Raw genomic sequence first — 24,416 nt, 5'->3', positions numbered from 1 at the left:
AACGTTAAAGGTTTTCGGTATGAGCGAGCGGGTGCAAGAGGTCAAACGACGGCGGGTGTTCTACATCCCCGGCTACGATCCCATTCCGCCGCGCCGGTATCGCGAATTGTACCGCAAGGAAGGCGCCGCACAGGCGGAGATCTCCGGCTATTCCCTCAATCTCGCCCCGAAAAAGGGCCGCAATTTTGGCTGGTCCGTCCGTGGAGAGATCGACGGCGCGACGACCCAGAGCGAGATCGACGTCCTCATTTGGTCCGACATCGTGCAAGACAGTATGGAGGCGGGGATTTTCCGCACCTATCTGATCCTCCTGCGCACCGCTTGGATCTACATCTCCACCGGTGCGCTGTTTCGGCTGATGAAGCTTCGGCGCGGGCCGGTCATTGCCGCGCTTTACCCGATTGGCGTTTTGCTCGCGCAGCTTCTGATCGCGCTCTTGCTGGTCTGGGCGATCACCTGGAGCGCGGGTCTCATGGGGGCGGCTTGGATCGGTTTGGGTCTCGGCCTGATCGCGGGCTATGCGCTTTTGCGTTGGTTCAAGGCCAAAGACGGCAAGCTGTTCGCTTATTATCTGATGCATGACTACGGGTTTTCGGCGCGCTGGCGGGGTGGCAATCCGCCGATGTTGGAGGCCCGTATGGCCGCGTTTCGCGCCGAGATTGCCAAGGCGCTCACGCAGGATTGGGACGAGGTTTTGCTCGTCGGTCATAGCTCCGGCGCGCATTTGGGCGTGTCGATTCTGGCCGATCTGATCCGCGCGGGCGAGGTGCCCGAGACAGGCCCCGTTCTGTCCTTCCTGACCCTTGGCCATGTGGTCCCGATGGTCTCCTACCTCCCGAAGGCCAAGGTGCTGCGCCGCGATCTGGCCTATCTCTCGACGCGTCCTGAGCTTTTCTGGCTCGATGTCACGGCGCCGGGCGATCCGTGTTCTTTCGCGCTTTGCGATCCGATCAAGGTTTCTGGCGTGGCGCCTGAGGGGCAAAAATGGCCGCTGGTGATCTCCGCCGCCTTCACCCAGACGCTCAGCCCCGAGAAACAGGCCACCATGAAACGCCGCTTTTTCCGGCGGCATTTTCAGTATCTCTGTGCGTTTGATCGGCCCGGTGACTACGATTATTTCAAAATCACCGCTGGCGGCAAAACTCTGGCCACGCGGTTCGCGGAGGCGATGCCAAGCCCCTCGCGGATCGACACGCCGGCCAATAAATTTATCGAAATGGCGCCGGAGGACAGGCCATGATCCCGCCAAAACCGACCCCGCGCCCGGAAAAAACCAGCCTGCGCAACTACGTCAAACTGTTCCGCAAAGACATCCTGTCTGCGCAACCGGCCAAGCTTTACCGTGCTTGGATGGCGGAATATAAGACGCCGTTTTTCCGCAGTTTTCTGGTCAATCAGCCCTCTTTGGTGAAGCGCGTGCTCAATGAGGAGCCGATGAATTTCCCCAAATCGGGGCGCGTGGCGGAGGGGCTGCGTCCGCTTCTGGGCAATTCGGTGTTTCTGACCAACGGCGAAACCTGGCTCAAGCAACGCCGCATCATCGACCCGTCCTTTGAGGGCGGGCGGCTGAAGGATACGTTTCCGGCGATGCTTGGGGCAGGGCAGGAGATGGTGGCGCGGTTGCAAAACCAAGACGGCCCGCTCGACATCGAACCCTATGCTTCCGAAGGCGCGGCGGATGTGATTTTCCGCACGCTGTTCTCGATCCCGATCACCCATGACACCGCCTCGAAAGTCTTTGAGGAGTTCCAAGGCTATCAACGCGCCCAGCCCATTCTCAACATCGCCGCCTTCATCCCTCTGCCGAAATGGCTGCCACGGTTTCATCGCAAGAAAACACGCGACGGCGCCAAGGCGATCCGCAGGCTGATCACCGATCTGACCGCCAAGCGTATGGCGGAGATCGAGGCGGGGACCGCGCCGGATGATCTGGCGACGAAGATCATGACCACCGCCGATCCGCAGACGGGAGAACGTTTTGACACCGAGGAGATGGTCGATCAAGTGGCGATTTTTTTCCTCGCAGGCCATGAGACCTCGGCCACGGCGCTGGCTTGGGCGCTTTGGCTTTTGGCGGCCAACCCGGAGGTTCAGGACCGTGTCGCGGCGGAGGCGCTGAGCCTTCCGGACGCGCCAACATTTTCGGATCTCTCGAAACTTCGGTTTACCAAAGATGTGTTCCGCGAAACGCTCAGGCTCTATCCGCCAGTGCCGATGATGGTGCGTGAAGCCAAATGTCCGGTGCGGTTTCGCGAACGCGACGTGCCGAAAGGGGCGCAGATCGTGCTCTCGCCTTGGCACCTCGGGCGGCATGAGATTTTTTGGGAACGGCCTGATGAATTCGACCCGGATCGGTTCAAGAGCGAAAACGGCAAGACCTGTCTGCGCGACGCCTTCATCCCGTTTTCCTCGGGGCCAAGGGTCTGTACCGGGGCGGGCTTTGCCATGGTCGAGGGGCCATTGTTTCTGGCGCTTTTGCTGCGCGCGTTCCGCATTGAAACCGTCGCGGACAAGACGCCCGTGCCCGTCGCGCATCTGACGGTGCGCTCGAAAGACGGCATCTGGCTCAAACTCACGCCTCGGCAGGACGCTTTTTGAGGGCGAAAATCCTCACAGGGTAAGCTGTTCGGGCAAACGCGCGTTCCGGCAACCTGTGAAAAACCGGAACAGCCTCCCTGTCTCTTTGGCGCTGTCTTGAGTTCGCGGAATGGACGTCCTAAACATTCAGGGACTGCGAGATTTAAAGGATATATCTATGTCTGCTCCTTCTGCCCTGAAACGCGATATGATCGACAGCATCGGCAACACGCCCCTGATCCGGCTCAAAGGCCCGTCGGAGGCGACCGGCTGTGAGATTTACGGCAAGGCGGAATTCATGAACCCCGGCCAGTCGGTCAAAGACCGGGCGGCGCTCTTCATCATTCAGGATGCTTTGGCCAAAGGCACGCTGAAACCCGGCGGCACGATTGTCGAGGGCACGGCGGGCAACACCGGCATCGGTCTGGCGCTTGTCGGCTCTGCTTTGGGCTTTCGCACCGTGATCGTGATCCCGGAGACGCAGTCTCAGGAGAAAAAGGACATGATCCGGCTCGCAGGCGCGGAACTCGTCCAGGTGCCCGCTGCGCCCTATAAGAATCCGAACAATTACGTGCGTTATTCCGAGCGTCTGGCCGCGAAACTTGCACAAAGCGAACCGAACGGCGTGATCTGGGCCAATCAGTTCGACAATGTGGCGAACCGTCAGGCGCATATCGAAACCACCGGCCCGGAGATCTGGGATCAGACCGGCGGCAAGGTCGATGGCTTTATCTGCGCGGTGGGCTCGGGCGGCACTTTCGCGGGGGTCGGCATGGCGATTCAGCCCAAAGGCGTGAAAATCGGTCTCGCCGATCCGATGGGCGCGGCACTCTATAGCTACTACAAAACCGGCGAGCTGAAATCCGAGGGCGGTTCGATCACCGAAGGCATCGGGCAAGGGCGGATCACCGCCAACCTCGAAGGCTTCACCCCGGATTTCGCCTATCAAATCCCGGACGAAGAGGCGCTTCCCGTCGTCTTCGATCTGTTGGAACACGAAGGCCTCTGCGTCGGCGGCTCGTCGGGCATCAACGTCGCGGGCGCGATGCGCATGGCGCGCGAGATGGGGCCGGGTCACACCATTGTAACGATCCTGTGCGACTACGGCACGCGCTACCAGTCGAAATTGTTTAACCCCGAGTTTCTCAAGGAAAAACAACTGCCCGTGCCGGAATGGCTTGACCGTGGACCGCGCGCGCTGCCTGACGTATATGAAGGGGCATGATCAGCCAGTTTTTACGTCGATTCATCCTGACAGTCCTTTTGGCCCTGCCGCTTTCGGCAGCGGCCCAAGAGGGTGCCACGCCCGATTACAAGCAATGGGAAAGTGAGGCGCGCGTTGCGGAAGAGCAAATCTCCGCAAGTGACACCTCGAATGCCGCGCTTGAAACGCTTCGTGGTGAGCTTGTCACGTGGCGTGAAAGTTTCCTTTCCGCAGAGGGCGCGAATTCCACCCGGATCGAGACGCTCAAGGCGCAGATCGACGCGCTGGGGGCCGCGCCCGCAGAGGGCGAAAGCGAAAGCGCCGAAATCACCCAGCGGCGTCGCGAACTGAACAGCCAACTTGAAAGCGCGCAGGCGCCGATCAAGACAGCCGAAGAGGCCTATACCCGTGCCAACGGGCTGATTTCCGAAATTGACGCGACACTGACCGAACGTCAGGCCGATGAGCTGATGAGCCTGGGTCCGAGCCCGCTCAATCCGACGCTTTGGCCCGCCGCCTTTGGCGCTCTGGCGCAAACGGGTGTCGCGGGCTGGACCTCCATCGTGGAAAATGCCGCCTCGCAAACCGGGCGCAGCACGCTGAAAACCAATGGGGCGATGATCGGCCTGTCGCTTTTGGTGGCGCTGATTTTCATCATGCGTGGGCGGCATTGGTCGGAAAGCCTCACCAATTGGGTGCGCGCCCGTGTGTCGGGGGATGCGGGCAAGGGCGTCACGGGGTTTCTGGCCTCTTTGCTACAAATTTTGATGCCGATGATCGGCCTGATCGCCATTCTGGTCGCCGCGACGCTGACCGGCGCCTTGGGGCCGCGCGCCGCCGTGGTGATGGCCGCGATCCCGCAAATCGGTCTGGTGTATTTCTTCTGGCGCTGGATTGCCGGACGCCTGTTCTATGCGACGGGGGTGGAGGAGCCGATCCTCGATCTGGGGGCGGTGCGCCGCGTCGAGGCGATGACCATGGGCGCCTTGGCGGGCATCATGTCGGTGCTCAACGAGGTGCTGATTCAGCTGGCGGAGATCGATGCTTATACGCCCGCGACCCTGGCGGTTCTGAGCTTTCCTCTGGTGCTGGTGGCGGGGGTTGCGCTGTTTCGTCTGGCGCGGATTCTGGCGCCTGCGAAAATCTCCGCCTCGGATGAAGAGCATCCTGAGAGTGCCGTCGAAGGTCAGGGCTTTGGCGCGCTGATCCTGCAAACCATCGCGCGCGTCGTGTTGATCGCTTCCGTGCTGGCCGTGTTGCTGGCGGCGGCTGGCTATATGGAAGCGGCCAAGAGCATCGTCTTTCCGCTGTTGCGCTCGCTGGGCCTCATGGGCTTTGTCGCGGTGCTCTCAAAGCTTTGCTACGATCTCTACGCCTTGGTCACGCGCCAACAGGAGGGCGCCAAGGATGCGCTCATTCCGGTCTTTGCCTCCTTCCTGATCACCGTGGCGTCCTTGCCATTCTTCGCGCTGATTTGGGGCATGCGCGAGGATCAGCTTTGGGAGCTGTGGGTGCAGATCAACGAGGGCGTGTCCTTGGGCGGGGTCACCATTTCGCCCGGCGTTTTTGTGACCTTTGTCATCGTCTTCATGATCGGTCTTGGCGCGACGCGGCTGTTCAAAGCGGCACTCAGAAGCACCGTTCTGCCGAAGACCAAGCTCGACAAGGGCGGCCAAAACGCCATCATCGCGGGCGCCGGATACCTTGGTGTGTTCCTGTCGGCGATCATCGCCATCGTTTCTGCGGGGATCGACCTGTCGGCACTGGCGATTGTCGCGGGCGCGCTGTCTCTGGGCATCGGTTTCGGCCTTCAGAACATCGTGCAGAACTTTGTTTCCGGCATCATCCTGTTGATCGAGCGGCCGATTTCCGAGGGCGACTGGATCGATGTCGGCAATGGCCAGATGGGCTTTGTGCGCGATATTTCCGTGCGTTCGACGCGGGTCGAGACCTTTGACAAGACCGACCTGATCGTGCCGAACGCCGATCTGATTTCCAATCAGGTGACCAACTACACGCGCGGCAATCTCATCGGTCGGGTGATCGTGCCCGTGGGCGTGGCCTACGGCACCGACACGCGCAAGGTCGAGGCGATCCTGCGCGAGATTGCCGAGGACCAGCCGATGGTGGCGATGAATCCGGCGCCGCAGGTGTTGTTTCTGAATTTCGGGGCCGATGCACTGGAGTTCGAGATCCGCGCCATCCTGCGGGACGTGACCTATATCGTGGCGGTGAAAAACGACATCAACCACGCGATCGCGAAACGCTTTGCCGAGGAAGGCATCGAGATTCCCTTTGCTCAGCGCGACATCTGGCTGCGCAATCCTGAGGTTCTGTCGCCACAACCGACGGCGAGGGATGCGGTTCAGGCGACTGAGGGTCAGAAACCGCAAAGCACAGGGCAAAGCACTGGGCAGAGCACTGGGAAAAGTGCAGCGGATGAGCCGCCGAGCAAGGCCGACCCAAGGATGTTGGAGGACGAGGATTTCGATCAGGATACGGAGGGCGATGCCGATGGGGACAGCACATGACCGCGCTCCTGTTTCGCGAAGACGCCTATCTGCAAGAGGCCGAGGCCAAGGTGCTGCGCCACACCTCAGAGGGCGGCGTGGTGTTGGATCGCACGATCTTTTATCCCACGGGCGGCGGCCAGCCCGGCGACAGCGGGCGGCTGGATTGGTCTGAGGGCGGCACCAAAGCAGGCCTGACGATTGCCACGACGGTGAAAGGCGCGCCGAATGGCGCCCGCGATGAGATCGTCCTGATCCCCGCCGAACCCGCGCCCCTGCCGCCCATTGGCGCCACGGTGACCCAGCGCCTCGACTGGATGCGCAGGCATCATCACATGCGCATCCACACCGCGTTGCATCTTTTGTCCGTCGTCTTGCCCTATCCGGTGACGGGCGGGGCGATTGGCGCGGAAAAAGGCCGGTTGGATTTCCAGATGCCGGAGCCCATCGCGGACAAACAGGCGCTTGAGAGCGAGATCAACGCCCTGATTGAGCGTGATCTGGTGGTCACCGAGGATTGGATCACCGACGAAGAGTTGATTGCCAATCCGGCCATCGTCAAGACCATGTCGGTCATGCCGCCGATGGGGCTGGGCCAGACTGAGGGCCGCGTGCGGTTGATCCGGATCGGGCTGGGACGCGATCAGATCGACCTGCAACCCTGTGGCGGCACCCATGTGGCGCGCACCTCCGAAATCGGGCGCATCCGCATCGGCAAGCTTGAGAAAAAAGGCCGCGACAATCGCCGCGTCTCGATCCATCTGGATTGAGTGTATTGCTTTGTTTTTAAGGTAAAAAATGTCGTTCAGGCGCGGGGCGCCCCGGTCAACGTCAAAAAACATTCATTTTCTGACAATCGGGGGGTTGCACCCCCCCCATGATCTCCACTATAGACGCCGGCGGAGAGGTGGCCGAGTGGTCGAAGGCGCACGCCTGGAAAGTGTGTAGGCGGGGAACCGTCTCGAGGGTTCGAATCCCTTCCTCTCCGCCATTACCCTAAGAAAACCTGTGCTTGCTGCAACGTGTTGGCGGAATTTCCCCTTTCTTTAGCGGGAGTTATTCGTGGCCCGTTGAGGGGGCTTCGCTGAATGCTTTTCTCACGTATGTTTCGTTCCAACCCGTTCATTTGATGTCGTCCCACATGGGGGAGGGCGTTGGTAGGGTGCTGCGATGGCATTGGGATCGCTTTGGTCTATCGAGCTGGATCGATAGTCTGTCATGCAGTCAAAAGGCAGGATTAAGCCAAGCAGATGAGGTGGGTCTTTTCCGAGTACAAGCGGCCAATCGTTCAGAAAGCTCTGACGACGGTTATGTTGCCCAAGTGGGGCGCGCTCGAATGTGCCTGATGTCGCTGAGGAGGCGCGACAAAAGCAAACACCAGAGTGTTGAGTTCATGCCCTCTGGCACAAGAAAACACCCTCCCGATGGACGTGAGGCCGGTCATGCACAAGCGCTGGAAACGGACCAGTTGGCAGGGGCTGGTCATCGTGATTCGTATTGGCTTCACTCATTGGCCGCTTATGTTGTTCAGTGCGGTTTGTGCATTGTGACGTGGGGAGGCTGCAATTGCGCGCAATTTCGCCTTCAATACTAAAGTATGTATTCGGGGTGTTTTTGTAGGGGGTGTGACCTTACGTGTTTGAGAAAGCTGAGGTTTGCTGTCTGAGTTTATGTAATAATATGGCTCTTTTAAGAATTCTTTTTCACGTTGTTGATATCGCGTTTCAGCAAGGTCACATCGCTTTAAGGTTTTGCTGTCATGTTCAGGAAGTCGTTTTTTTACTTAGGTATGTCCTTATATACAAAATGCTGGATATGGGTTTCTCTCTGTCGTATAAAATAGTAAGTAACGTCGACGAAGCCTCTTGTGTTCGATGTGGATGTTGCGGGTGTCGTGTTGAATTTTGAAGTGTGGAGTGCGTCAGAAAATGGCGAAAAATGATCAGGATAAGCCGGTACAGCGCCTTGTAGATGAGGTCGCGCACCCTTTTCCTGTGGGCGCATCCCAACAAGAACGTGTGAATCAGAAAACCGGCCTGAACGGTGCGGCAGCCACCGCTATTGGTATGGGCTTGGCCTTGCAGGCGGGAATGTCAGAGGGCCTCAGCGCCTTTGCTGGCACGCCTGAAGAAGCGGTCGCCGAACAGGATGGGTCGGAAGACGTCGTCCAGATTGCTCAAGCTGAAACAGACGCGCCGGAGGACGGCGAACTCAATGAAGAATTGCCTGATGTCGGTGCGGATGAGGGTGCCGACGATGTGTTGGGTGAATTTGACGTTGCTGTGTCTGGAGCCGTTGCCGCAGCGGGGCGGACCGCACAGACATCCGATGCAGGTTCGGCAAATGCGGCGGCAGTCGAGATTTTGGCGGAGGCCGATGAAGCAACGGCGGCACGCTTGGGGGGCGATTACAATGATCCCCCCAAGGCTGATTTTTTCGACGGCGATGACGATGACGGCGGTCTCCTCGGGGATGTTCTCGATCCCATCATTGGGGATGATGGTCTTGTCGATGCGCTCCTAGACGCGCTTTTGGGCGAAGGCGGAATTCTCGATACGCTCCTTGGGGATGAGAGCCTTGTCGCGACGCTGCTCGACACTTTGATCGGTGAAGACGGCTTGCTCGATCTTGACGCTTTGGAGGCGCTTCTTGGCCCTGATGGGCTTTTGGGGAGTGCGCTGACGGAGTTGCTCGGAGATGAGTCTCTTTTGGCCGATTTGCTCGGCGAAGACGGTGTGATCGATGATCTCATGGATGCGCTGGTCGGCGAAGATGGTGTGTTGAGCAGCATTCTTGACCCGATTTTGGGTGACGGGGTGCTCGACGGCGTGCTGGGCGACGATGGAATCATTTCGGACGTTGTCGATGACCTGTTTGGCGAGGGCGGCCTTTTGGACGATCTGGTCGGCGATTTGCCGATCATCGGAGATCTCGTCGGGGACGGTGGCCTGCTCAGCGGGTTGCTTGGTCTGGGCGGCGGATCTGATGTCGCGGGTGAGGCAGATGGTGTCGGTGGCGATGAAGAGGGTGATTTCCTCGATACGCTGATCGGCCTCGATTTGTCCGCTGGGGATGTTGGAGATGTTCTCGACGACGTGACGGACACAATCCTGGATGGCGTCGATGACGTGCTGACGGGCCTGTTGGGCGATGAAGATGTCTTTGACATCGACGTTCCAGAGGTGGCTCTGGGCGGGTTCGACGATCTGTTTGCCGGTCTTGTTGGCGAGGACAGTCTGACAGGATCGTTGGCCGATCAGGGGCTCTTGGCAGGCGATGTTGGCCTGCCGCTGGATGGTGAAGTCGATAGCCTGTTGAGTGAAATCCTCGGCCCCTCGAACTCGGATGTCATGGCGGGCGGCGATGCTCTGGATGCGATTTTGGGTGACGTGGCTGAAGACAGCGGCGATCTCATTGGCGGCTTGCTCGGTGAGACTGGCGATTTGGCTGGGGCACTTGTTGATACGATCAGTGTCGAGGATACGCTCCTTGATGGATTGTTCTCGCATGATGATGCCGCACAGTAATCTGTAAACTAGGGTTGAAATTTTCACCCCAATCATTGATGTATCAAATATATACCTTTAGGTGTTATAAGGCTTAATGTTTCACCTTTAGGGTGCATAATAAGGAGGTCATATCCGCTTTTGTGGATGTGGCTACGTCAAACGTTTGTTCTGGGGGGGTCGATCGCTCTTTTGCAGGAGAGAATCGATAGCAATGATATGATGTTAAGAACTTTTGTAGCGATGCGGAGGCCGACCCTAATTCTGGGTTCACTTCCTATCTCCACGGCTGTGAGTATTCTCAGATGAGGCGGGAAAGCAGGAGACTTTTGCCAGCCACATGCACGCTCGGGCGGTCCCTTGGGAAACGCGTCCGAAAGGGCCTCATCGCATCCGCTTGTGTTCTGACAGTTTTCTCAGCACCTGCCGCATGGGCGCAGATGTCGTTACAGGAAGCGGTCTTGGTTGCTTCGGTGAACGATCCTGGCGTCGAAGCGTTGCGGCAAGAAGTTGCGATGAAAACCGTCGATATTCAGGCGGCGCGCGATGCCTATTTCCCGTCCATCAGCCTCTCCGGCGACACAAGCACGACAGATAGTGATGGTCCGGGGCTTACCATGAGCGTCACGCAGGTGCTCTTTGATTGGGGCAAGACAAAAGCGGATATCGAAGAAGCCTCCCAGGTCCGCGTCCAGGCGGTGTCCGATCTGAAGGTTGCGATCGAAGATCTGACATTCGAGATTGCGGGCTTTTTTCTTGATGTTGAGGTTTTGGATCGCAAAATCGCCTATACGAGAGAGTATATGGCGTTTGCGCGCCGTTTGGCGGATCAGGCGCAGGATCGCGCCCGTGCGGGCGTCAGCGACAACAGCGAAGTGGCGCGTGCACGCCTTGAGATTGCGCGGGCGGACGAGCAGATGTCGCAACTTTTGGCCAATCGTCAAATCGCCATGGCCCAACTGGAATTCCTCATTGGTCAGCCGGTGCCGAGCGTCAATAAGCCGCCCGTGATCGGATTCTCGGAGCATTACGGAAGTTCCGAAAAAATCCGCGCGGCCATTCGCATCGCGCCGGAATATGTCGCCGCCCGGGCCGCCGTGGCCGAAGCTGAGGCGGGGATCACCACCGCGAAAGCGCAGCGGTTTCCCACGATCAATCTTCAGGCGCAGGGGCGCGTCGATTTGAATGGCGGCGAGACACAAACCGCCTTGGGGATTTCCGCAGGTGTGGACCTGAATTCGCGCGGCTTTGGCCAGCGCCAGATTCAGATGGCCCAGCTTCAGGTCGAAGGCGCGAAAGCCTCGCTCAATGGGGTCGAACGTCAACTCATGAACACGGCCAGCAGTGCGCTGGAACGGCTGAGCCTTTTGCGGCGGAGCGAAAGCTCCAAAGCGGTGCAGCTTCGCGAGTCCGAGAAAGTTCTGAGCACCTACGAAGAGCAATTCGTCGCGGGACGACGTGAGATTCTCGACCTGCTGACGACGGGGCGTGATCTTTATGACGCTCAGCTTGATGAGATTGACACATATGATGAACGCAAACGCACGGAATATGAATCGGCCAAGGAACTCGGAGTGCTTGGCACGATGCTCTCCGTCACCACGGTGATACAGTAATTAGGGAACGGACGTTGGCATGAAAGATACGGTATCGCACGATCCTCTTGTCCTGGGCCTTCTGGAACTTTGCCGGTTGCAGGGGGTGTCCAGCTCGGTCACCCAGTTGACCGAAGGATTGCCGCTTGAGGCGGGGAGCCAGTTGACACCGGAGATGGCGCCTTTGGCGTTGCGACGTGCCAATATGAGCTGCCGGATCAGCCGCGAGGCGCTGGACACTCTGCCTGAACATAGTTTTCCGGTTCTGCTCTTTCTGAAAGACGGCCGCACTCTGATCCTCGAAGAGATGTCGGGCCATCGGGCCAAAGTCGTCCTGCCGGAGTCCGGCGGCGGTCGCGCCGTTTGGACCCTCGAAGAACTTGAACGCTTGCACGATGGCAAGCTGTTGATCTCAAAGCCGCTTGATATCGTGTCCGACCGTCTGGATGGCAAAAAGGCGGGGCGAGGGCATTGGTTGCTTGGACCGCTGTGGGAAAATTGGTGGATTTATAGCGACGTGATGATCGCGTCCTTTGCGGCCAATCTTCTGGCCGTCGCGACCGCGCTGTTTTCGATGCAGGTCTATGACCGCGTGGTGCCCAACAATGCGATGGACACCCTTTGGATTCTGGCCAGTGGTGTTGGCATCGCTATCGTGCTTGAGCTGGTCTTGCGCTTGATGCGCTCGTCTTTGGTCGATGTCTCCGGGCGCGATCTGGATTTGCGTCTCTCGGCGCAGCTTTTTGACAAGGTGGCGAACATGCGCCTTGTCAACCAGCCCGCCTCACCGGGCGTCTTCGCAAACCAAGTCCGCGATTTCGGCGTCGTGCGTGAGTTCTTCACGTCGAGCACCGTGACGGCCATTTGCGATCTGCCTTTCGTGCTGATCTTCCTGGGCGTGATCTGGTTCATCGGTGGCTCCGTCGCACTGGTGGTGTTGGCCGGGGTGATCCTGACGGTTTTGCCCGGTATTCTGATGCAAAAGAGATTGGCACGGGCCTCAAAGGAAAACACACGCGAGGCGGCTGCGCTCAATGGGCTTTTGCTCGAAACCATCACCAATCTCGAGACGGTCAAAGCGGCGCGCGCCGAAGGTCGGCTTCAGCGGGCGCACGCACAGCTGACGGCGACGATGGCGACGACGGCGGTGAAGACCCGCAATCTGACGACGTTGATGACGCAACTGGTCAGCGCGGTTCAGCGCCTCGCTTATGCGGGTGTGGTGATCGCCGGCGTCTATCTGATCAGCGCCGGTGATTTGACCGTCGGTAGCCTCATCGCCTGTACCTTGTTGTCGACCCGCGCCATGTCTCCGATGGGGCAGGTGGCCGGGCTTCTCGCCAAGTGGCAACATGTGCGCGCCGCGATGGAAGGGCTCGACGAGATCATGAAAATGCCGGTCGAGCGCCCCTCGGATCGGCATTTCGTGCGCGCAGAGATGATGCAGGGCGATTACCAGCTTCAGGACGTGGTGTTTCGCCACAATCCCGAGGCACCGCCGGTCTTGGCCATCCCTGAATTGAAAATCGAAGCCGGGGAGCGGATTTCTCTTTTGGGTGGCAATGGGGCCGGGAAATCGACGCTGTTGCGTTTGCTGGCCGGTTTGACCGATCCGCAAACGGGGAGCGTCCTGTTGGACAATCTTGCCTTGAGCCAGATCGATCCGATCGACCGGCGGCGTCAGATCGGCTATCTGCCGCAGAGCGTCGCTTTGTTTCAGGGCACACTGCGCGAGAACCTTTTGCTCGATCACGGGCTGCATTCCGACGAAGAGCTTTTGACCGCGCTCGATGCCGTGGGACTTGGCAAATTCGTGCGCCAACACGTGCGCGGGCTCGATCTTCAGATTCAAAGCAATGCCAATGTCTCCGGCGGTCAGCGACAGTCCATCGGCTTGGCGCGCGTCTTGTTGCAGGACCCGAAAGTGGTGCTGCTCGATGAACCGACCTCAGCGTTTGACCATGTGACCGAAGCCAAGGTGATCGCCTATCTCAAAGACTGGCTCAAAGGCCGCACGACGATCATTTCCACCCACAAGCGCGAGTTGCTCGGTCTCACCGAGCGGGCGATTGTGTTGAAGGACGGGCGTGTGGCGCGGGATGGGGATCTGCTTCAGATCCTCAATACGGCGCGGGCAAATTCGGCGCAGTCCAAACCGGTACAGGCCGTGAAATGAGCAACGCCGATCTGATCACAACGAGCCATATCGACGGCAGCTATCGCAGGCAGACCGTGAAACGCGCGCGCTTGGTGATCCAGACGGTCGTGCTGTCACTGGTCATCGCAATCGGTTGGGCCGCGCTGGCCCAGATCAACGAGATCACCCGAGGCGACGGACGTGTTGTGCCGCTGCGTCGTTTGCAATCCATCCAAAGTTTGGAGGGCGGCATTCTTTCGGAACTGCATGTGAGCGAGGGGGACATCGTCCAGGAAGGCCAGCTGATCGCACGTCTCGACCCTACGCGCTCGCAAACGGCGTTCAATTCGACGCAGGCCGAGATCACCGCACTGGCGGCAGAGGTTAAACGCCTTGAGGCGGAGGTTCTGGAGCAGCCGCATCTGGAGTTTGGGCCAACGCTGAATGAAACAGAGGCGACGGAATTGCGCCTCTTTGAAGCGCGTCGCACCAAGCTCGAAGCTTCACTGGCTTCGCTGGAAGAGGAGCGCGGCACCATTGAACGTCAGATTGAGATCACCAGTCCGCTTGTCGCAGGCGGGGCCGTGAGTCAAATCGATCTTTTGCAGTTGCGTCAGCAGAAGGCGGAGCTTGACGGCAAGATCAACGAGGTGCGCAACGCCTATGTGCAGGACGCCTACAAGGATCTCGCGGCACGGCGTGCCAAACTGACCACTTTGCAGCAGGACCTGATCCAGAAGCAGGACGAATTCCAACGTACGGAAATCCGCTCGCCCGTGGCCGGCCGTGTCAACAACATCGAAATCACCACGCTGGGCGGCGTGGTGCAGCCCGGTGAGCCGATCATGGAGATCACGCCGACGGACGATCAGCTTTTGATCGAAACCAAGGTCAAGCCGCAAGACGTTGCTTTTGTCGCGCCGGGCATGCCCGCGAGCGTCAAGATCACGGCCTATGATTTTGCGACCTATGGCGATCTCGCCGGGGTGGTCACGCAGATTTCCGAGGACACGGTCGAAGAGGACACACCGCAGGGCCCGCAAGATTTCTACCGCGTGATGGTGCGCACGGAGACCAGCTATCTCGAACGCTTTGGGGAGCAGTTCGCGATCCGGCCCGGCATGGTCGCGCAGGTCGATATCGAAAGCGGAGAGCGGTCGGTTCTGAGCTATCTGACCCGTCCGCTGATGCGCGCAAGATTGCGGTGAGCGTTTTGGATGTGGGGGCATCTGAAACGCAGACGCAGAGCTGAAACAATTGATGAGATGTAAGAGAAAGACACCTATGCTGCCGCCACTCTTTGCTCCTGCCGTGCGACGCACGGCGGTTCTTTTTCCTGCTTTGGCACTGATTGCGACAGTGGGTGCTGCGCAATCGGTTGGGACCCAATCGGTGCAAAGCTTTGCCCGCGTCGAAGTGCGCGGGGCGCAGTTCATCCCGGAACAGGACATTCAAATGACCTGCGGGGCGGTGCCGAATGTGCCCTATCTCTCGCTGGAACTGCGCGCCATCGAGGATTGTCTCATGTCCACCGGCGTGTTCGAGAGCGTTGTGCTTTATCCCGAGGGGGAGACGCTTGTCATCGAGGTGCAGGAGTTGAACACCCAGCCGGGGCGGATCGAGGGGAGCCTGAGTTACGCGTCGCAAGACGGGGTGATCGGCGGGCTGTTCTTTGAACGCTACAACCTTTTGCCCGACACCTACGGCTCGGTGCGGCTGGAATATAATTCCGAAGTCAAACGGGCCATCGCGCGTCTCTATCATGTCGATGTCATCGGCGACGACATTGATTTGGGCTTTCGCACGGGGTGGGAGGAGATCTCCTACGACGACCGCTCTTTCTCGCGCGAGGCGGCTCAGATCGAAGCCTATCTGGTCTGGACACTCACTGCGAGAACGCGTCTTGAGGCGGGGCTGGGATACCGTGATTACCGGCTTTTCGATGTGGCGCCAGACGCCAGTGCGCTTTTGCTGGCGGAAGAGACCGACAGCATAGCGGCGCCCTATGTGCGACTGGGCCTCAATCACAGCTCTTTTGAGGATGGCGAACGTGGCTGGGGCACCTGGGAATACAATCTCGGCATGGACCAGTATTTCTGGAACCTCGGCACGGATGACGAATTGTCCGATTTTCGCTTTGAAACCCGCTCCTATGTGCCGCTTGGGGCACAGTCACGTATGTTGATCTCTCTCGAGGCAGGCACGGTTTCGGGGCAACAGGGCAATGCCACACGGGTTCTGGACCGCTTTGCGCCCGGCGCCGACATGTTCCGCGGCTTTGCGCCGCGCGGGGTTGGGCCGCGTGACAATGGTGAAGGACTTGGTGGCAACAAGTTTGCGGTGTCTTCCGTCGAGTTCCAGCACAATTTCGAAGCCCTCGTCGAAGCGCCCGTGGTGGGAGGCGTGTTCTGGCAAACGGGCGCGGCTTGGGGCTTGGACGATACGCAGGGTGGGGCGATTGACGACGATTACCACCAGCGCAGTTCCGTGGGGCTATCGCTGTCCTTTGAGGTGGGAACAAGCCCCATCTCTCTCTACATCGCAAAGCCGATCGAGAAAGAGGATGGCGATGAAGAGCAGGTTTTTGGTCTGAGCTTAAGCACACGTTTTTAAACGATTTTTGACATCGTTTCGTCGGTGTCATGTATGGATTTTTGATGGGCGTTGGCACCTACCGGAGCCAACGCCTGTTTACTATGCAATTCCCCGAGATTGATTTTGAAATACATACTAAAGATTATTTTTTAAAAATAAGTATAGGTATAAATATCCGTTCGTGCTATCTCATATCTTAAGACGATGCAAAGACCTCAGGATTTAGGGGCGGCGCGATTCGAGATGTCGGGAGTTGGTCCCGGTTAGGTGTTTGGTGATTTCATGCTTTTCAAACGACAACAGGCAAGCGGCAATAAGCGGAGCAGTCTGGAAGATCGGCTTTTTGCAAAAATGGACCGGAAAACGGCGCAGCAAAAAGGGGCGAATGGAGATTTGGTGCAAGTGCTTCGGGTGAACCGCCATCTGTCGGTTTGGCCGGGGCTTACGGAAGAGGTTGCACCATCACGAAAGCACGCAATGCGTCGGCCGGTGCGGTTGGCATACTTGGAGTAAATATAAGACGCCGAAAGTGCGTTTGGGGATGACGGGGGCTCACGCATGCTACAGCAAACTTTAAAACCGGAAAATGCCGTCGCAGTTTCAGCCGGGTCTGCGCATTTGGTGATCAATGTGATTGCCTTCACGGATTGGGACGCGATCCCCATGGACATGTCTCAAATCAGGCAAGGATTTCAGATGTCCTTGCTGCACAGCGACAATGCGCACCATGCGCTGAGCCATTTGCATGGTGGCGCCTGGAAACCAGATGTTCTTGTTGTGGATGAGGACTTTTTTGGTGCGCCGGAGGCCGCGGCAGATGCCTGCTTGCAAATCCGACGCACCTATCCCGATATTCGCATTGTCGCGCTTGAAAGCGAGATTTGGGAAGGGGAGTCCGTTCTGTTTTCTCTTGGAATTTGTCACGCCGTTTTGCCCGCGAAAGCCTGCGGGCAAACGGTTCTGCGATCCTTGCGTCAGCTACATTAACGCGTCTTCTTTTTACCTGAGGCAGGGAAAAAGAAAAACGTTGTGCAATGGATAGCGGTGCGGGCGTTTCACAAAAGGCTCAGATGTAGTTCCTGTCCTGCGCCACGATGACCGCTTGTGTCCGGTTGTTGGCGCCGAGTTTCGTGCAGATTGATTTCACATGCATCTTGACGGTTGCCTCAGCGAGGCTCAGACCTTGCGCGATTTCGCGGTTCGATTGCCCCTCTGCCAAATGCTCAAGCACTTGCATTTCTCTTTCCGAAAGCGGTGATTTCGTCGTGCCGCGTGATTTGAGGCGTTGCAGATCAAGCAACTCGACCGGCACATATCGTCCGCCCGCCGCCATAAAGCGGATTTCGTTGGCCAAATCTTTCAAAGACGCGGTCTTGAGAATGACGCCAGAGCTACCCATGGCGAGAATTTCGGTGACAACCTGAGCTGTCGGATCGCTGGTCAAAAGCCCGGTCGGTTTGCCTTGATTTTTCTCAAGCGCTTTCCCCAGCCCTTCGACACCGTTCATGCCCGGCATGTTCAAGTCGACCAAAACCAAATCATAAGGGCCATCGCGGTCGAGAATGTCGATGGCTACATTCAGATCGGGAGCCGTTGTTACCTCGAATTCTGGGAGGTTGGAAAGAAAATGATCGAACATTTCCAAAACCATCGCGTGGTCGTCTGCAATCAGAATTCTCGTCTTAGAGGCGGTCGCCGTCATCTGTTTTCCTTCTTATCCAAGCCTGTGCGGCCCAGTTCGTCTCACTGGTGAACTTCAATACGCAATGAAGCTCTATAGAGATCACTAAAATATTTTCGCCACTCTTTAACTGAGCAAATGCTCATTATGTTCCAGATTTCTGCACGAAATCCACATTTTACAATCTATGATTGAATTTGGGGTAGAGCAATATAGCTTAGGGTAGTTCAAAAATCGCTTTTTGGGTGCGCGCGAGGTCTTTTTCCAATTGTTTCTGACAGTCCTCTAGGGGGGCGCCAGCATCAAAAGCCTTTTCCATACACCGCAAGCAGGCTTCCAATGCGCCAAGACCCGTGAGGCTACAGGCCCCTGTCGCCGCATGTAGCATGCGGCCCGTATCGGGGCAAATGCCGTCTTTTTGCAGCTTGGACAAAACATGGCCCGCCTCGGCATGTGCGCGGGTCATGAAAGATGTCGCGCCCTGATGGCCTAGTTGTGTCAGCAGTTCGTGCACAATCTCGTCTTTGAGCGGCGGAACCTCTGTCTCTTCCGGCGCAACGGCCTTTACCTCGTCCTGTGAGGCCGGTGGCGACAGCCTTTGCGATGTCCCTCTGGCGTCCTCCAAGACCGCGTGTAGAGCCGCGCGCAACTGTGCCGGCCGAATGGGTTTTTCAAGCACCTTCGCAATACCTGCGGCGTCACAGGCCGAGAGCACGGCGTCCGCCACATGCGCCGTCAAAGCCACGATGGGGCCGTGCCAGTTGACGTCTTCTTGTTTGCGCACGCGTTGCGCGAATTCGACGCCGGACATGTAAGGGAGGGTCATGTCGGTCAGGATCAGATCGAGTTTGTCGGTAATGTCCGATTTCGTGAGCAAGGAAAGCGCTTCAAGGCCCGTTCCAGTCGGCCAGACATGGGCGCCTGCGGAGCGGAGGACATGGCAAATCCAGTCCCGGCTTGCGGGGCTGTCCTCGACCAGAATGATGGAGATCCCTTGCAAAGAGTTTTCTTCGGGCAGCGACGTGTTTGGCGTTTCGGGAAACAGCCCCGTCTGCTCTCCTTTTTCTAAAACCAGTGTCACCTCCATCACCGTGCCAAGGACCGCGGCGTCCGTGTCGGTTGCCGTCTCACAGTCGCCTGCATAACGATCGGAGAATGCAAGCGTACCGCCGAGTTGTCGCAAGGCATGGGCGAGGACATTCAATCCCGCCGAGGGGCGCTCGGATTGGGCGGTGGTGCTGTCTTGCGAGGATTCGATCTGCTTTGCGTCGGCTTGACCGAGCGCTTTCAAAAGGCGCGCTTTTTGTTCCGGGGGCAGGCCGCCCCCCATGTCTTTGACCGTCAGAGTAAGTTTGAGCGAGGGCTCATCGGTTTCCGTCGTGGCGATGGGGCGACAGGAGAGACCGATTTCGACATCCTGCCCGCCGTATTTGGCAGAGTTGTCGATAATATTTTGAAAGAGAGCCCGCACAAAACGCACCGGCCCATGCACCCACACATCTTCATGTGGATCGAGCCAAAGTTTGAGATTCACATGACGGGCGCGCGCGATCGGAGAGATCATCATCATGAGGCTGCGCAGTTCCTCGGTGATGTTGAATGTTTCGTCCGGACGCAGGCCACTGACGCTTTGCTCACCGCGAATGACACCAAGCACGTTGCTGATATGCTCCAGCGCCAACTCGGAGGTTTTCTTGAGCTGATTGCGGGCCTGTTGGTTTTGGGCCATGTCGTTTGTGGTGGCGGTGTCCAGAACATTCTCCGCCGTTGCCAGGAGGGACTGGATCGGCGTGCGCAGGTCATGCGCGACGCGCATGAGCGTGGCGGCGCGTGAGCGGTTGCGCAGCCAAGCGGCCTCGTGATCATTTTCTGACAGTCGCAAAAGATAACCGTCGCCTGCCCCAAGAGAGAGATGGACGACTTCGCCCTCCAGCTCGGTTGCGCCAAGCGTGAGTGAGGTGGCGACACTGGTGGCGCGATTCGCCTGTTTGCACAGGGCTTTCCAGTCGAGTTTGTCTTGCAGATCCCCCTGATCAAGCTGCAGACGCTGTGCGGGAGCGTTGGCCAGAAGGATGCTTCCGGTCTCGGTGGCAAGTACGGAAGGGCGCCGGTCCGTCGCGATGAGGCGCGCGATGGTTTGAATGATCGGTCGCATCGCTGCGTTGTTCTGAGAGGGCGATGCATGGGGGTCAGACGTCATACTTAACCATACCTGTGTTTCAGTCCTCGACGAAGATTCTTTGCTGTTTGCGTCATTTCTTTGCTTGGCCTTGAGCAATTTAGTCATGTGCAACTTAGCCGTGTGCAATCTGTCATGCGCTGAGTGTCGCTGAGTGATTGGCGCAAAGGAAGGGGGGAAGCAACTTTTCGACAATGTTTCTCGCTGCGTATTGTTTTAATTCTGATCAATTTGATGATTTAAATATTATTATTGATGTAACTACATACTTTTGATAACCAAAGGGAGGGGTTATTGCTTACGTAACGATTCTGGCCGCAGGGGCCACATGAAAGGACTAGGGAAATGGCGATGAGTGGATTTGTTGTTGGCGACGCAGTGGATGTTCAGATTCATCTGAATAAGGACAGCGTGAGCCGTTTTGTGAAATCCGGAAACGACCTTGTTATCGAACAGGTCAATGGTGATACGCTCACCCTCAGCAATTTTTATACCGAAACCGCCAGTGGCGAGGCGCATCGCCTGCTCTATGCCGATGGCACGTTCAGCGGTGTCGAAGGCGTTTGGGACGATGAAGACGCGGTCGCAGGGCTTGGTCAGGGGTTCTCCTTGGATGAAGCCGGCGCTGGTCTGGCCGCCTTGGCGGGGCTTGGTGCCGCAGTGCTTTTGGATGACGACGACGACAATTCAGACGATGATGACGACGATACGGTCGACCCTGAGCCGGAACCCGAGCCGGAGCCGGAGCCGGACCAATCGACGGGCATTCTCGACTCTGTTGTGGATGACGACGGTCTTCTTGGGTCTTTGACCGGCAACGAAGGTGGCCTTGGCGCGATCACAGGATCCGAAGGCCTGCTGGGCAGCCTGATCGGCAATGACGGCCTTTTGGGGGCCGTGACCGGCGAAGAAGGTCTCTTGGGTGGCCTGCTGGGCGCAGGTCTGCTCGGTGACGGCCCAAGCTCCGATGATCCTCTGTCCAGCGTGACCGATGCGCTGTTGGGCGAGGGCTCGCTTGTCGGTGGCTTGCTCGGCAGCACCGGTCTCACAGCCGGTTTGCTGGACGCTGACGGTCTTGTCGGAAGCCTTCTGACCGAAGACGGTCTCGTGGGCGGATTGCTGGGCGATGAGGGGCTCGTCGGTGGGCTTTTGTCGGAGGACGGTCTCGTGGGCGGTCTTCTCGGCGGTGATAGCCTTGTCGGTGGCCTGCTTGGCAACGAAGGTCTGGTGGCCGGTCTCACGGATGGTCTTCTCGGCGGCGAAGGTGGCTTGCTCGACGGGCTTCCGCTGGTCGGTGGTTTGACCGATGGGCTGCTGGGCGGCGAAGGCGGCCTGTTGGACGGCCTTCCGATTGTGGGCGGTCTTACGGATGGTCTTCTTGGCGGCGAAGATGGGCTGCTTGGCGGCCTCACCGGCGACGACGGACTTCTGGGCGGCTTGCTCGGCGGGGAAGGGGGGCTTCTGGATGGTCTCCCGCTCGTGGGTGATCTGACCGATGGCCTTTTGGGCGGCGAAGATGGGCTCCTCGGCGGTTTGACCGGCGACGACGGTCTGCTTGGCGGCCTGCTCGGTGGCGAGGGCGGCCTTCTCGACGGCCTTCCGCTGGTGGGTGATCTGACCGATGGTCTCTTGGGCGGCGAAGATGGCCTGCTGGGCGGCTTGACGGATGGTGTCCTGGGCGGTGAGGGTGCCGGTCTTCTGGATCCTGTGCTGGCTGATGGTGGTCTGCTGGGCGATGTGACCGGCAATAGCGGGCTGCTCGGTGATGTGACTGGCAACGATGGCCTGCTTGGCGGCGTCGTTGGGGATGAGGGTCTCGTGACGGAACTGACAGGGCTGACCTTGCTGACCGATGGGGACGAAGCCTCTGACGGTCTGCTCGGTGGCCTGACTGATGGCTTGCTGGACGGCATCATCGGCGAAGACGGTCTTCTGGGCGGTCTGACCGGTGGTCTTCTCGGTGGTGAGGATGGCCTGCTTGATGGGGTGATCGGCGACGAAGGTCTGGTCGGCGGTCTGCTCAGCGATGGTGGTCTCGTTGGCGGGCTTACGGACGGATTGCTCGGTGGAGAGGATGGTCTTCTGGGCGATTTGACCGGTGGTCTGCTCGGCGGTGACGATTCTCTGATCTGATCGATCTCTGAAACGCGACGAAGCGCCCTGCCTTTGGCGGGGCGTTTTTCTGTTCTGATGTCCCTTTGTGAGCTCGAGGCCGGGGGGAAATGCGCCTGAGTTGTGCGTGTCGTCGGATTTTCTCTGAATATGATGCGAGAAAACTTGACTAGGCATACTAAAATATCTCAGATACATACTTAAGTCTTTCGTATGAACTTACGTATGCGTTCGTTACTGTGCGAAGGGTGTAATTGGGTATTGGAGTGAAACATGACTATGAAAACAATTCAGGCGTCCCCGAATGAGGTGCGCGTTCCGCTGAACATCGACCAGACCGGGCTTGAGACATATAGCCGGTCGGGCAATGATCTGATCATTGATCTTGGCAATGGGGATATGATCACCGTTGCTGGCTATTACGTCCCGGCTGCAGACGGGTCGCTTCATAGCATTGTCTATAGCAACGATATGGTGATTGAAGGCGATCCCGCGGCGGCTGGCCTTGGTGAAAGCATGCCCGAGGAAGCCGTGGCGGCGCTCGGTCTTGGCGCCCTCGGTCTCGCAGCACTCGCCGGTGGCGGTGGAGGCGGCGGTGATGACAGCGACGCTGATGCGGATGCTGACGCCGATGCGGATGCTGACGCTGATGCGGATGCGGATGCAGATGCAGATGCTGACGCCGATGCAGATGCTGACGCCGATGCAGATGCTGACGCCGATGCAGATGCTGACGCCGATGCAGATGCTGACGCCGATGCAGATGCTGACGCCGATGCAGATGCTGATGCCGACGCAGATGCGGACGCGGATGCGGATGCCGACGCGGATGCCGATGCTGATGCTGACGCCGATGCGGATGCGGATGCTGATGCCGACGCTGATGCTGATGCCGACGCCGACGCCGACGCCGATGCGGATGTTCAGGGCTTCCTCGATCCGCTGATCGGTGCTGGCGGTCTGCTGGCCGGTCTCACGGACAACGGTGCGTTGTTGGGCGATATCACGGGGTCTGAAGGCCTTCTGGGTGATCTCGTCGGTGAAGACGGCGTGCTTGGTGCGCTTGGAAACGACCTTCTGGGGCAACCGCTTCTGGGCGACGGGGTCCAAGGTGACGACATTGGCTTGCTTGACGGTCTCGTCTCCGATACCGGCCTGCTCGGCGATCTGACCGGAAACTCCGGTGTGCTGGGCGATGTCTCAGGCTCCGGTGGCCTTCTGGGCGATCTGTTGACGAACGATGGCGTGCTTGGTGACATCACGGGCTCTGAAGGGCTTGTCGGCGATCTGATCGGCACCGGCCTGCTCGGCGAAGGCGCAACCGACGGGAGTTCGGATGGCGGCCTCCTTGGCGGTGATCTCCTCGGCGGTCTGACCGACGGTCTGCTCGGCGGCGAAGGCGATCTGCTTGGTGGTCTGACAGACGGCCTCTTGGGCGATGATCTCCTCGGCGGGCTGACCGATGGTCTCCTTGGCGGCGAAGGTGGGCTTTTGTCTGGGCTGACGGGCAGTGACGCTGGCTTGCTCGACGATGTGCTCGCAGATGGCGGCCTGCTGGGCGATGTGACCGGCAACAGTGGCCTCTTGGGCGACATCACCGGCAATGACGGTGTGCTTGGCGAAGTGATCGGTGACGCAGGACTTGTCGCCGATGCGACAGGGCTTGTCCTGGTGACGGATGGTGACCCGGCGGCGTCCGGTGGGCTCCTTGGTGGGCTGACGGATGGTTTGCTTGGCGGTGATCTGTTGGGCGACGACCTGCTGGGCGGTGTCACCGACATCCTGCCGATCTAAACAAAGCAGACCCGGGCGGACTTGCCCGCCCGGGCTCTATCTGGGGCATAGCGTGGCCAAGCCGGTAGTATAAATCGAGATCACCATCCAACGGCCATTGGATGGTGTAGGAGAAGTCCCTGCAAATAACTTCTCCGCACGCAGGGCTGGTCTCTCACCGGACCAACCCGACACTTGAGAGGCGGATTGTGTCACCCCCAATATCACTCACCCAGCATGATCTGCCTCTCTCCTTTAGGAGTTCGACGTGAACCAAAGCCTGAATGATCTCCGGCATACTGATGCATCGACACAGGGTCTGTCCAGAAATTTGATTGCGGACGCGCTTTACGCAAGTGTCATTGCCGAATCTTTGGGCTTTTCAGAGACTTCTCGTGCCTTCGCAGCTCTGGCGGCAGACCATCAGGCGCTTTTCAAAACGGGGCCGGGCCAGGACAGCTGAGCCAGAGCTTTGCCGCCATGGTCTTGTCGTGAGGACTGTGCCGAGATGTCTTTTCTGAGACGCCAGTGTTGACTTGGATCGTGG

16 protein-coding genes and 1 tRNA gene are annotated in these 24,416 nt (G+C 58.5%); 15 read left to right on the top strand and 2 right to left on the bottom strand.

All coding sequences use genetic code 11. The features are described 5' to 3' along the window. The first annotated feature begins 19 nt into the window (after window positions 1-19). From ACN0X0_RS02075 to ACN0X0_RS02020, 12 genes are all read left to right on the top strand, one after another. Window positions 20-1,240, top strand: coding sequence for a hypothetical protein (locus tag ACN0X0_RS02075; RefSeq protein ID WP_417277811.1), 1,221 nt, complete (start codon window positions 20-22; stop codon window positions 1,238-1,240). After that, window positions 1,237-2,598, top strand: a complete 1,362-nt coding sequence (locus ACN0X0_RS02070) for a cytochrome P450 (RefSeq protein WP_417277810.1) — start codon at window positions 1,237-1,239, stop codon at window positions 2,596-2,598. Before ACN0X0_RS02075 ends, ACN0X0_RS02070 begins: the two co-directional genes overlap by 4 nt. Window positions 2,599-2,755: 157 nt before the next feature. Continuing rightward, on the top strand, window positions 2,756-3,802 hold the full coding sequence (locus tag ACN0X0_RS02065) for a cysteine synthase A (RefSeq protein WP_417277809.1): 1,047 nt from the start codon (window positions 2,756-2,758) through the stop codon (window positions 3,800-3,802). Then, window positions 3,799-6,312: a DUF3772 domain-containing protein gene (locus ACN0X0_RS02060; protein ID WP_417277808.1), complete on the top strand. Its 2,514-nt coding sequence runs from the start codon at window positions 3,799-3,801 to the stop codon at window positions 6,310-6,312. The genes ACN0X0_RS02065 and ACN0X0_RS02060 overlap by 4 nt, the downstream gene beginning before the upstream one ends. Further along, window positions 6,309-7,061, top strand: coding sequence for an alanyl-tRNA editing protein (locus ACN0X0_RS02055; RefSeq protein WP_417277807.1), 753 nt, complete (start codon window positions 6,309-6,311; stop codon window positions 7,059-7,061). The genes ACN0X0_RS02060 and ACN0X0_RS02055 overlap by 4 nt, the downstream gene beginning before the upstream one ends. 131 nt (window positions 7,062-7,192) lie before the next feature. Further along, window positions 7,193-7,282: transfer RNA gene (locus tag ACN0X0_RS02050), tRNA-Ser, on the top strand. Window positions 7,283-8,309: 1,027 nt separating this feature from the next. Beyond that, window positions 8,310-9,818 (top strand): hypothetical protein, encoded by a 1,509-nt coding sequence (locus ACN0X0_RS02045; RefSeq protein ID WP_417277806.1) that lies wholly within the window; start codon window positions 8,310-8,312, stop codon window positions 9,816-9,818. A gap of 419 nt (window positions 9,819-10,237) precedes the next feature. Next, entirely contained in the window at window positions 10,238-11,413 is a 1,176-nt protein-coding gene (locus tag ACN0X0_RS02040) for a TolC family protein (protein WP_417277805.1), read from the top strand. Between the two features lie 19 nt (window positions 11,414-11,432). Beyond that, on the top strand, window positions 11,433-13,568 hold the full coding sequence (locus tag ACN0X0_RS02035) for a type I secretion system permease/ATPase (protein ID WP_417263015.1): 2,136 nt from the start codon (window positions 11,433-11,435) through the stop codon (window positions 13,566-13,568). After that, complete coding sequence (locus ACN0X0_RS02030) at window positions 13,565-14,737, top strand: HlyD family type I secretion periplasmic adaptor subunit (protein WP_417277804.1); 1,173 nt, start codon at window positions 13,565-13,567, stop codon at window positions 14,735-14,737. The genes ACN0X0_RS02035 and ACN0X0_RS02030 overlap by 4 nt, the downstream gene beginning before the upstream one ends. Before the next feature lie 76 nt (window positions 14,738-14,813). After that, a complete protein-coding gene (locus tag ACN0X0_RS02025) occupies window positions 14,814-16,142 on the top strand; it encodes a BamA/TamA family outer membrane protein (RefSeq protein WP_417263013.1) in 1,329 nt (442 codons plus the stop codon). 540 nt (window positions 16,143-16,682) lie between these two features. Further along, window positions 16,683-17,111 (top strand): hypothetical protein, encoded by a 429-nt coding sequence (locus ACN0X0_RS02020; protein WP_417277803.1) that lies wholly within the window; start codon window positions 16,683-16,685, stop codon window positions 17,109-17,111. 79 nt (window positions 17,112-17,190) lie between these two features. Here ACN0X0_RS02020 and ACN0X0_RS02015 read toward each other — a convergent pair whose 3' ends face one another. Further along, window positions 17,191-17,826: a response regulator transcription factor gene (locus ACN0X0_RS02015; protein ID WP_226550518.1), complete on the bottom strand. Its 636-nt coding sequence runs from the start codon at window positions 17,824-17,826 to the stop codon at window positions 17,191-17,193. Window positions 17,827-18,022: 196 nt separating this feature from the next. Next, window positions 18,023-19,960 carry a response regulator gene (locus ACN0X0_RS02010; protein ID WP_417277802.1) on the bottom strand — a complete coding sequence of 646 codons (1,938 nt, stop codon included), beginning with the start codon at window positions 19,958-19,960 and terminating at the stop codon, window positions 18,023-18,025. 375 nt (window positions 19,961-20,335) lie between these two features. Between ACN0X0_RS02010 and ACN0X0_RS02005 the strand changes: the two genes are divergently transcribed. The 3 genes from ACN0X0_RS02005 (at window position 20,336) to ACN0X0_RS01995 (ending at window position 24,332) form a co-directional block, all read left to right on the top strand. After that, window positions 20,336-22,117, top strand: coding sequence for a BapA prefix-like domain-containing protein (locus tag ACN0X0_RS02005; protein ID WP_417277801.1), 1,782 nt, complete (start codon window positions 20,336-20,338; stop codon window positions 22,115-22,117). A 252-nt stretch (window positions 22,118-22,369) separates the two neighbouring features. After that, window positions 22,370-23,890 carry a BapA/Bap/LapF family prefix-like domain-containing protein gene (locus ACN0X0_RS02000; RefSeq protein ID WP_417277800.1) on the top strand — a complete coding sequence of 507 codons (1,521 nt, stop codon included), beginning with the start codon at window positions 22,370-22,372 and terminating at the stop codon, window positions 23,888-23,890. Between the two features lie 247 nt (window positions 23,891-24,137). After that, window positions 24,138-24,332 (top strand): hypothetical protein, encoded by a 195-nt coding sequence (locus tag ACN0X0_RS01995; RefSeq protein ID WP_417277799.1) that lies wholly within the window; start codon window positions 24,138-24,140, stop codon window positions 24,330-24,332. Window positions 24,333-24,416 lie beyond the last annotated feature (84 nt).

The organism is Celeribacter sp. (genome assembly GCF_048270365.1).
GTDB lineage: Bacteria > Pseudomonadota > Alphaproteobacteria > Rhodobacterales > Rhodobacteraceae > Celeribacter.
Note: the sequence above shows the minus strand (reverse complement) of the source record. Positions and strands in the feature narration are given on the sequence as shown.

Coding starts and splice junctions, on each gene's coding strand:
- ACN0X0_RS02070 (WP_417277810.1), top strand. CDS start 1,237: ATGATCCCGCCAAAACCGACCCCGCGCCCGGAAAAAACCAGCCTGCGC.
- ACN0X0_RS02055 (WP_417277807.1), top strand. CDS start 6,309: ATGACCGCGCTCCTGTTTCGCGAAGACGCCTATCTGCAAGAGGCCGAG.
- ACN0X0_RS02060 (WP_417277808.1), top strand. CDS start 3,799: ATGATCAGCCAGTTTTTACGTCGATTCATCCTGACAGTCCTTTTGGCC.
- ACN0X0_RS02065 (WP_417277809.1), top strand. CDS start 2,756: ATGTCTGCTCCTTCTGCCCTGAAACGCGATATGATCGACAGCATCGGC.
- ACN0X0_RS02020 (WP_417277803.1), top strand. CDS start 16,683: ATGCTACAGCAAACTTTAAAACCGGAAAATGCCGTCGCAGTTTCAGCC.
- ACN0X0_RS02035 (WP_417263015.1), top strand. CDS start 11,433: ATGAAAGATACGGTATCGCACGATCCTCTTGTCCTGGGCCTTCTGGAA.
- ACN0X0_RS02000 (WP_417277800.1), top strand. CDS start 22,370: ATGACTATGAAAACAATTCAGGCGTCCCCGAATGAGGTGCGCGTTCCG.
- ACN0X0_RS02005 (WP_417277801.1), top strand. CDS start 20,336: ATGAGTGGATTTGTTGTTGGCGACGCAGTGGATGTTCAGATTCATCTG.
- ACN0X0_RS02030 (WP_417277804.1), top strand. CDS start 13,565: ATGAGCAACGCCGATCTGATCACAACGAGCCATATCGACGGCAGCTAT.
- ACN0X0_RS02025 (WP_417263013.1), top strand. CDS start 14,814: ATGCTGCCGCCACTCTTTGCTCCTGCCGTGCGACGCACGGCGGTTCTT.
- ACN0X0_RS02010 (WP_417277802.1), bottom strand. CDS start 19,960: ATGCGACCGATCATTCAAACCATCGCGCGCCTCATCGCGACGGACCGG.
- ACN0X0_RS02015 (WP_226550518.1), bottom strand. CDS start 17,826: ATGACGGCGACCGCCTCTAAGACGAGAATTCTGATTGCAGACGACCAC.
- ACN0X0_RS02075 (WP_417277811.1), top strand. CDS start 20: ATGAGCGAGCGGGTGCAAGAGGTCAAACGACGGCGGGTGTTCTACATC.
- ACN0X0_RS02040 (WP_417277805.1), top strand. CDS start 10,238: ATGTCGTTACAGGAAGCGGTCTTGGTTGCTTCGGTGAACGATCCTGGC.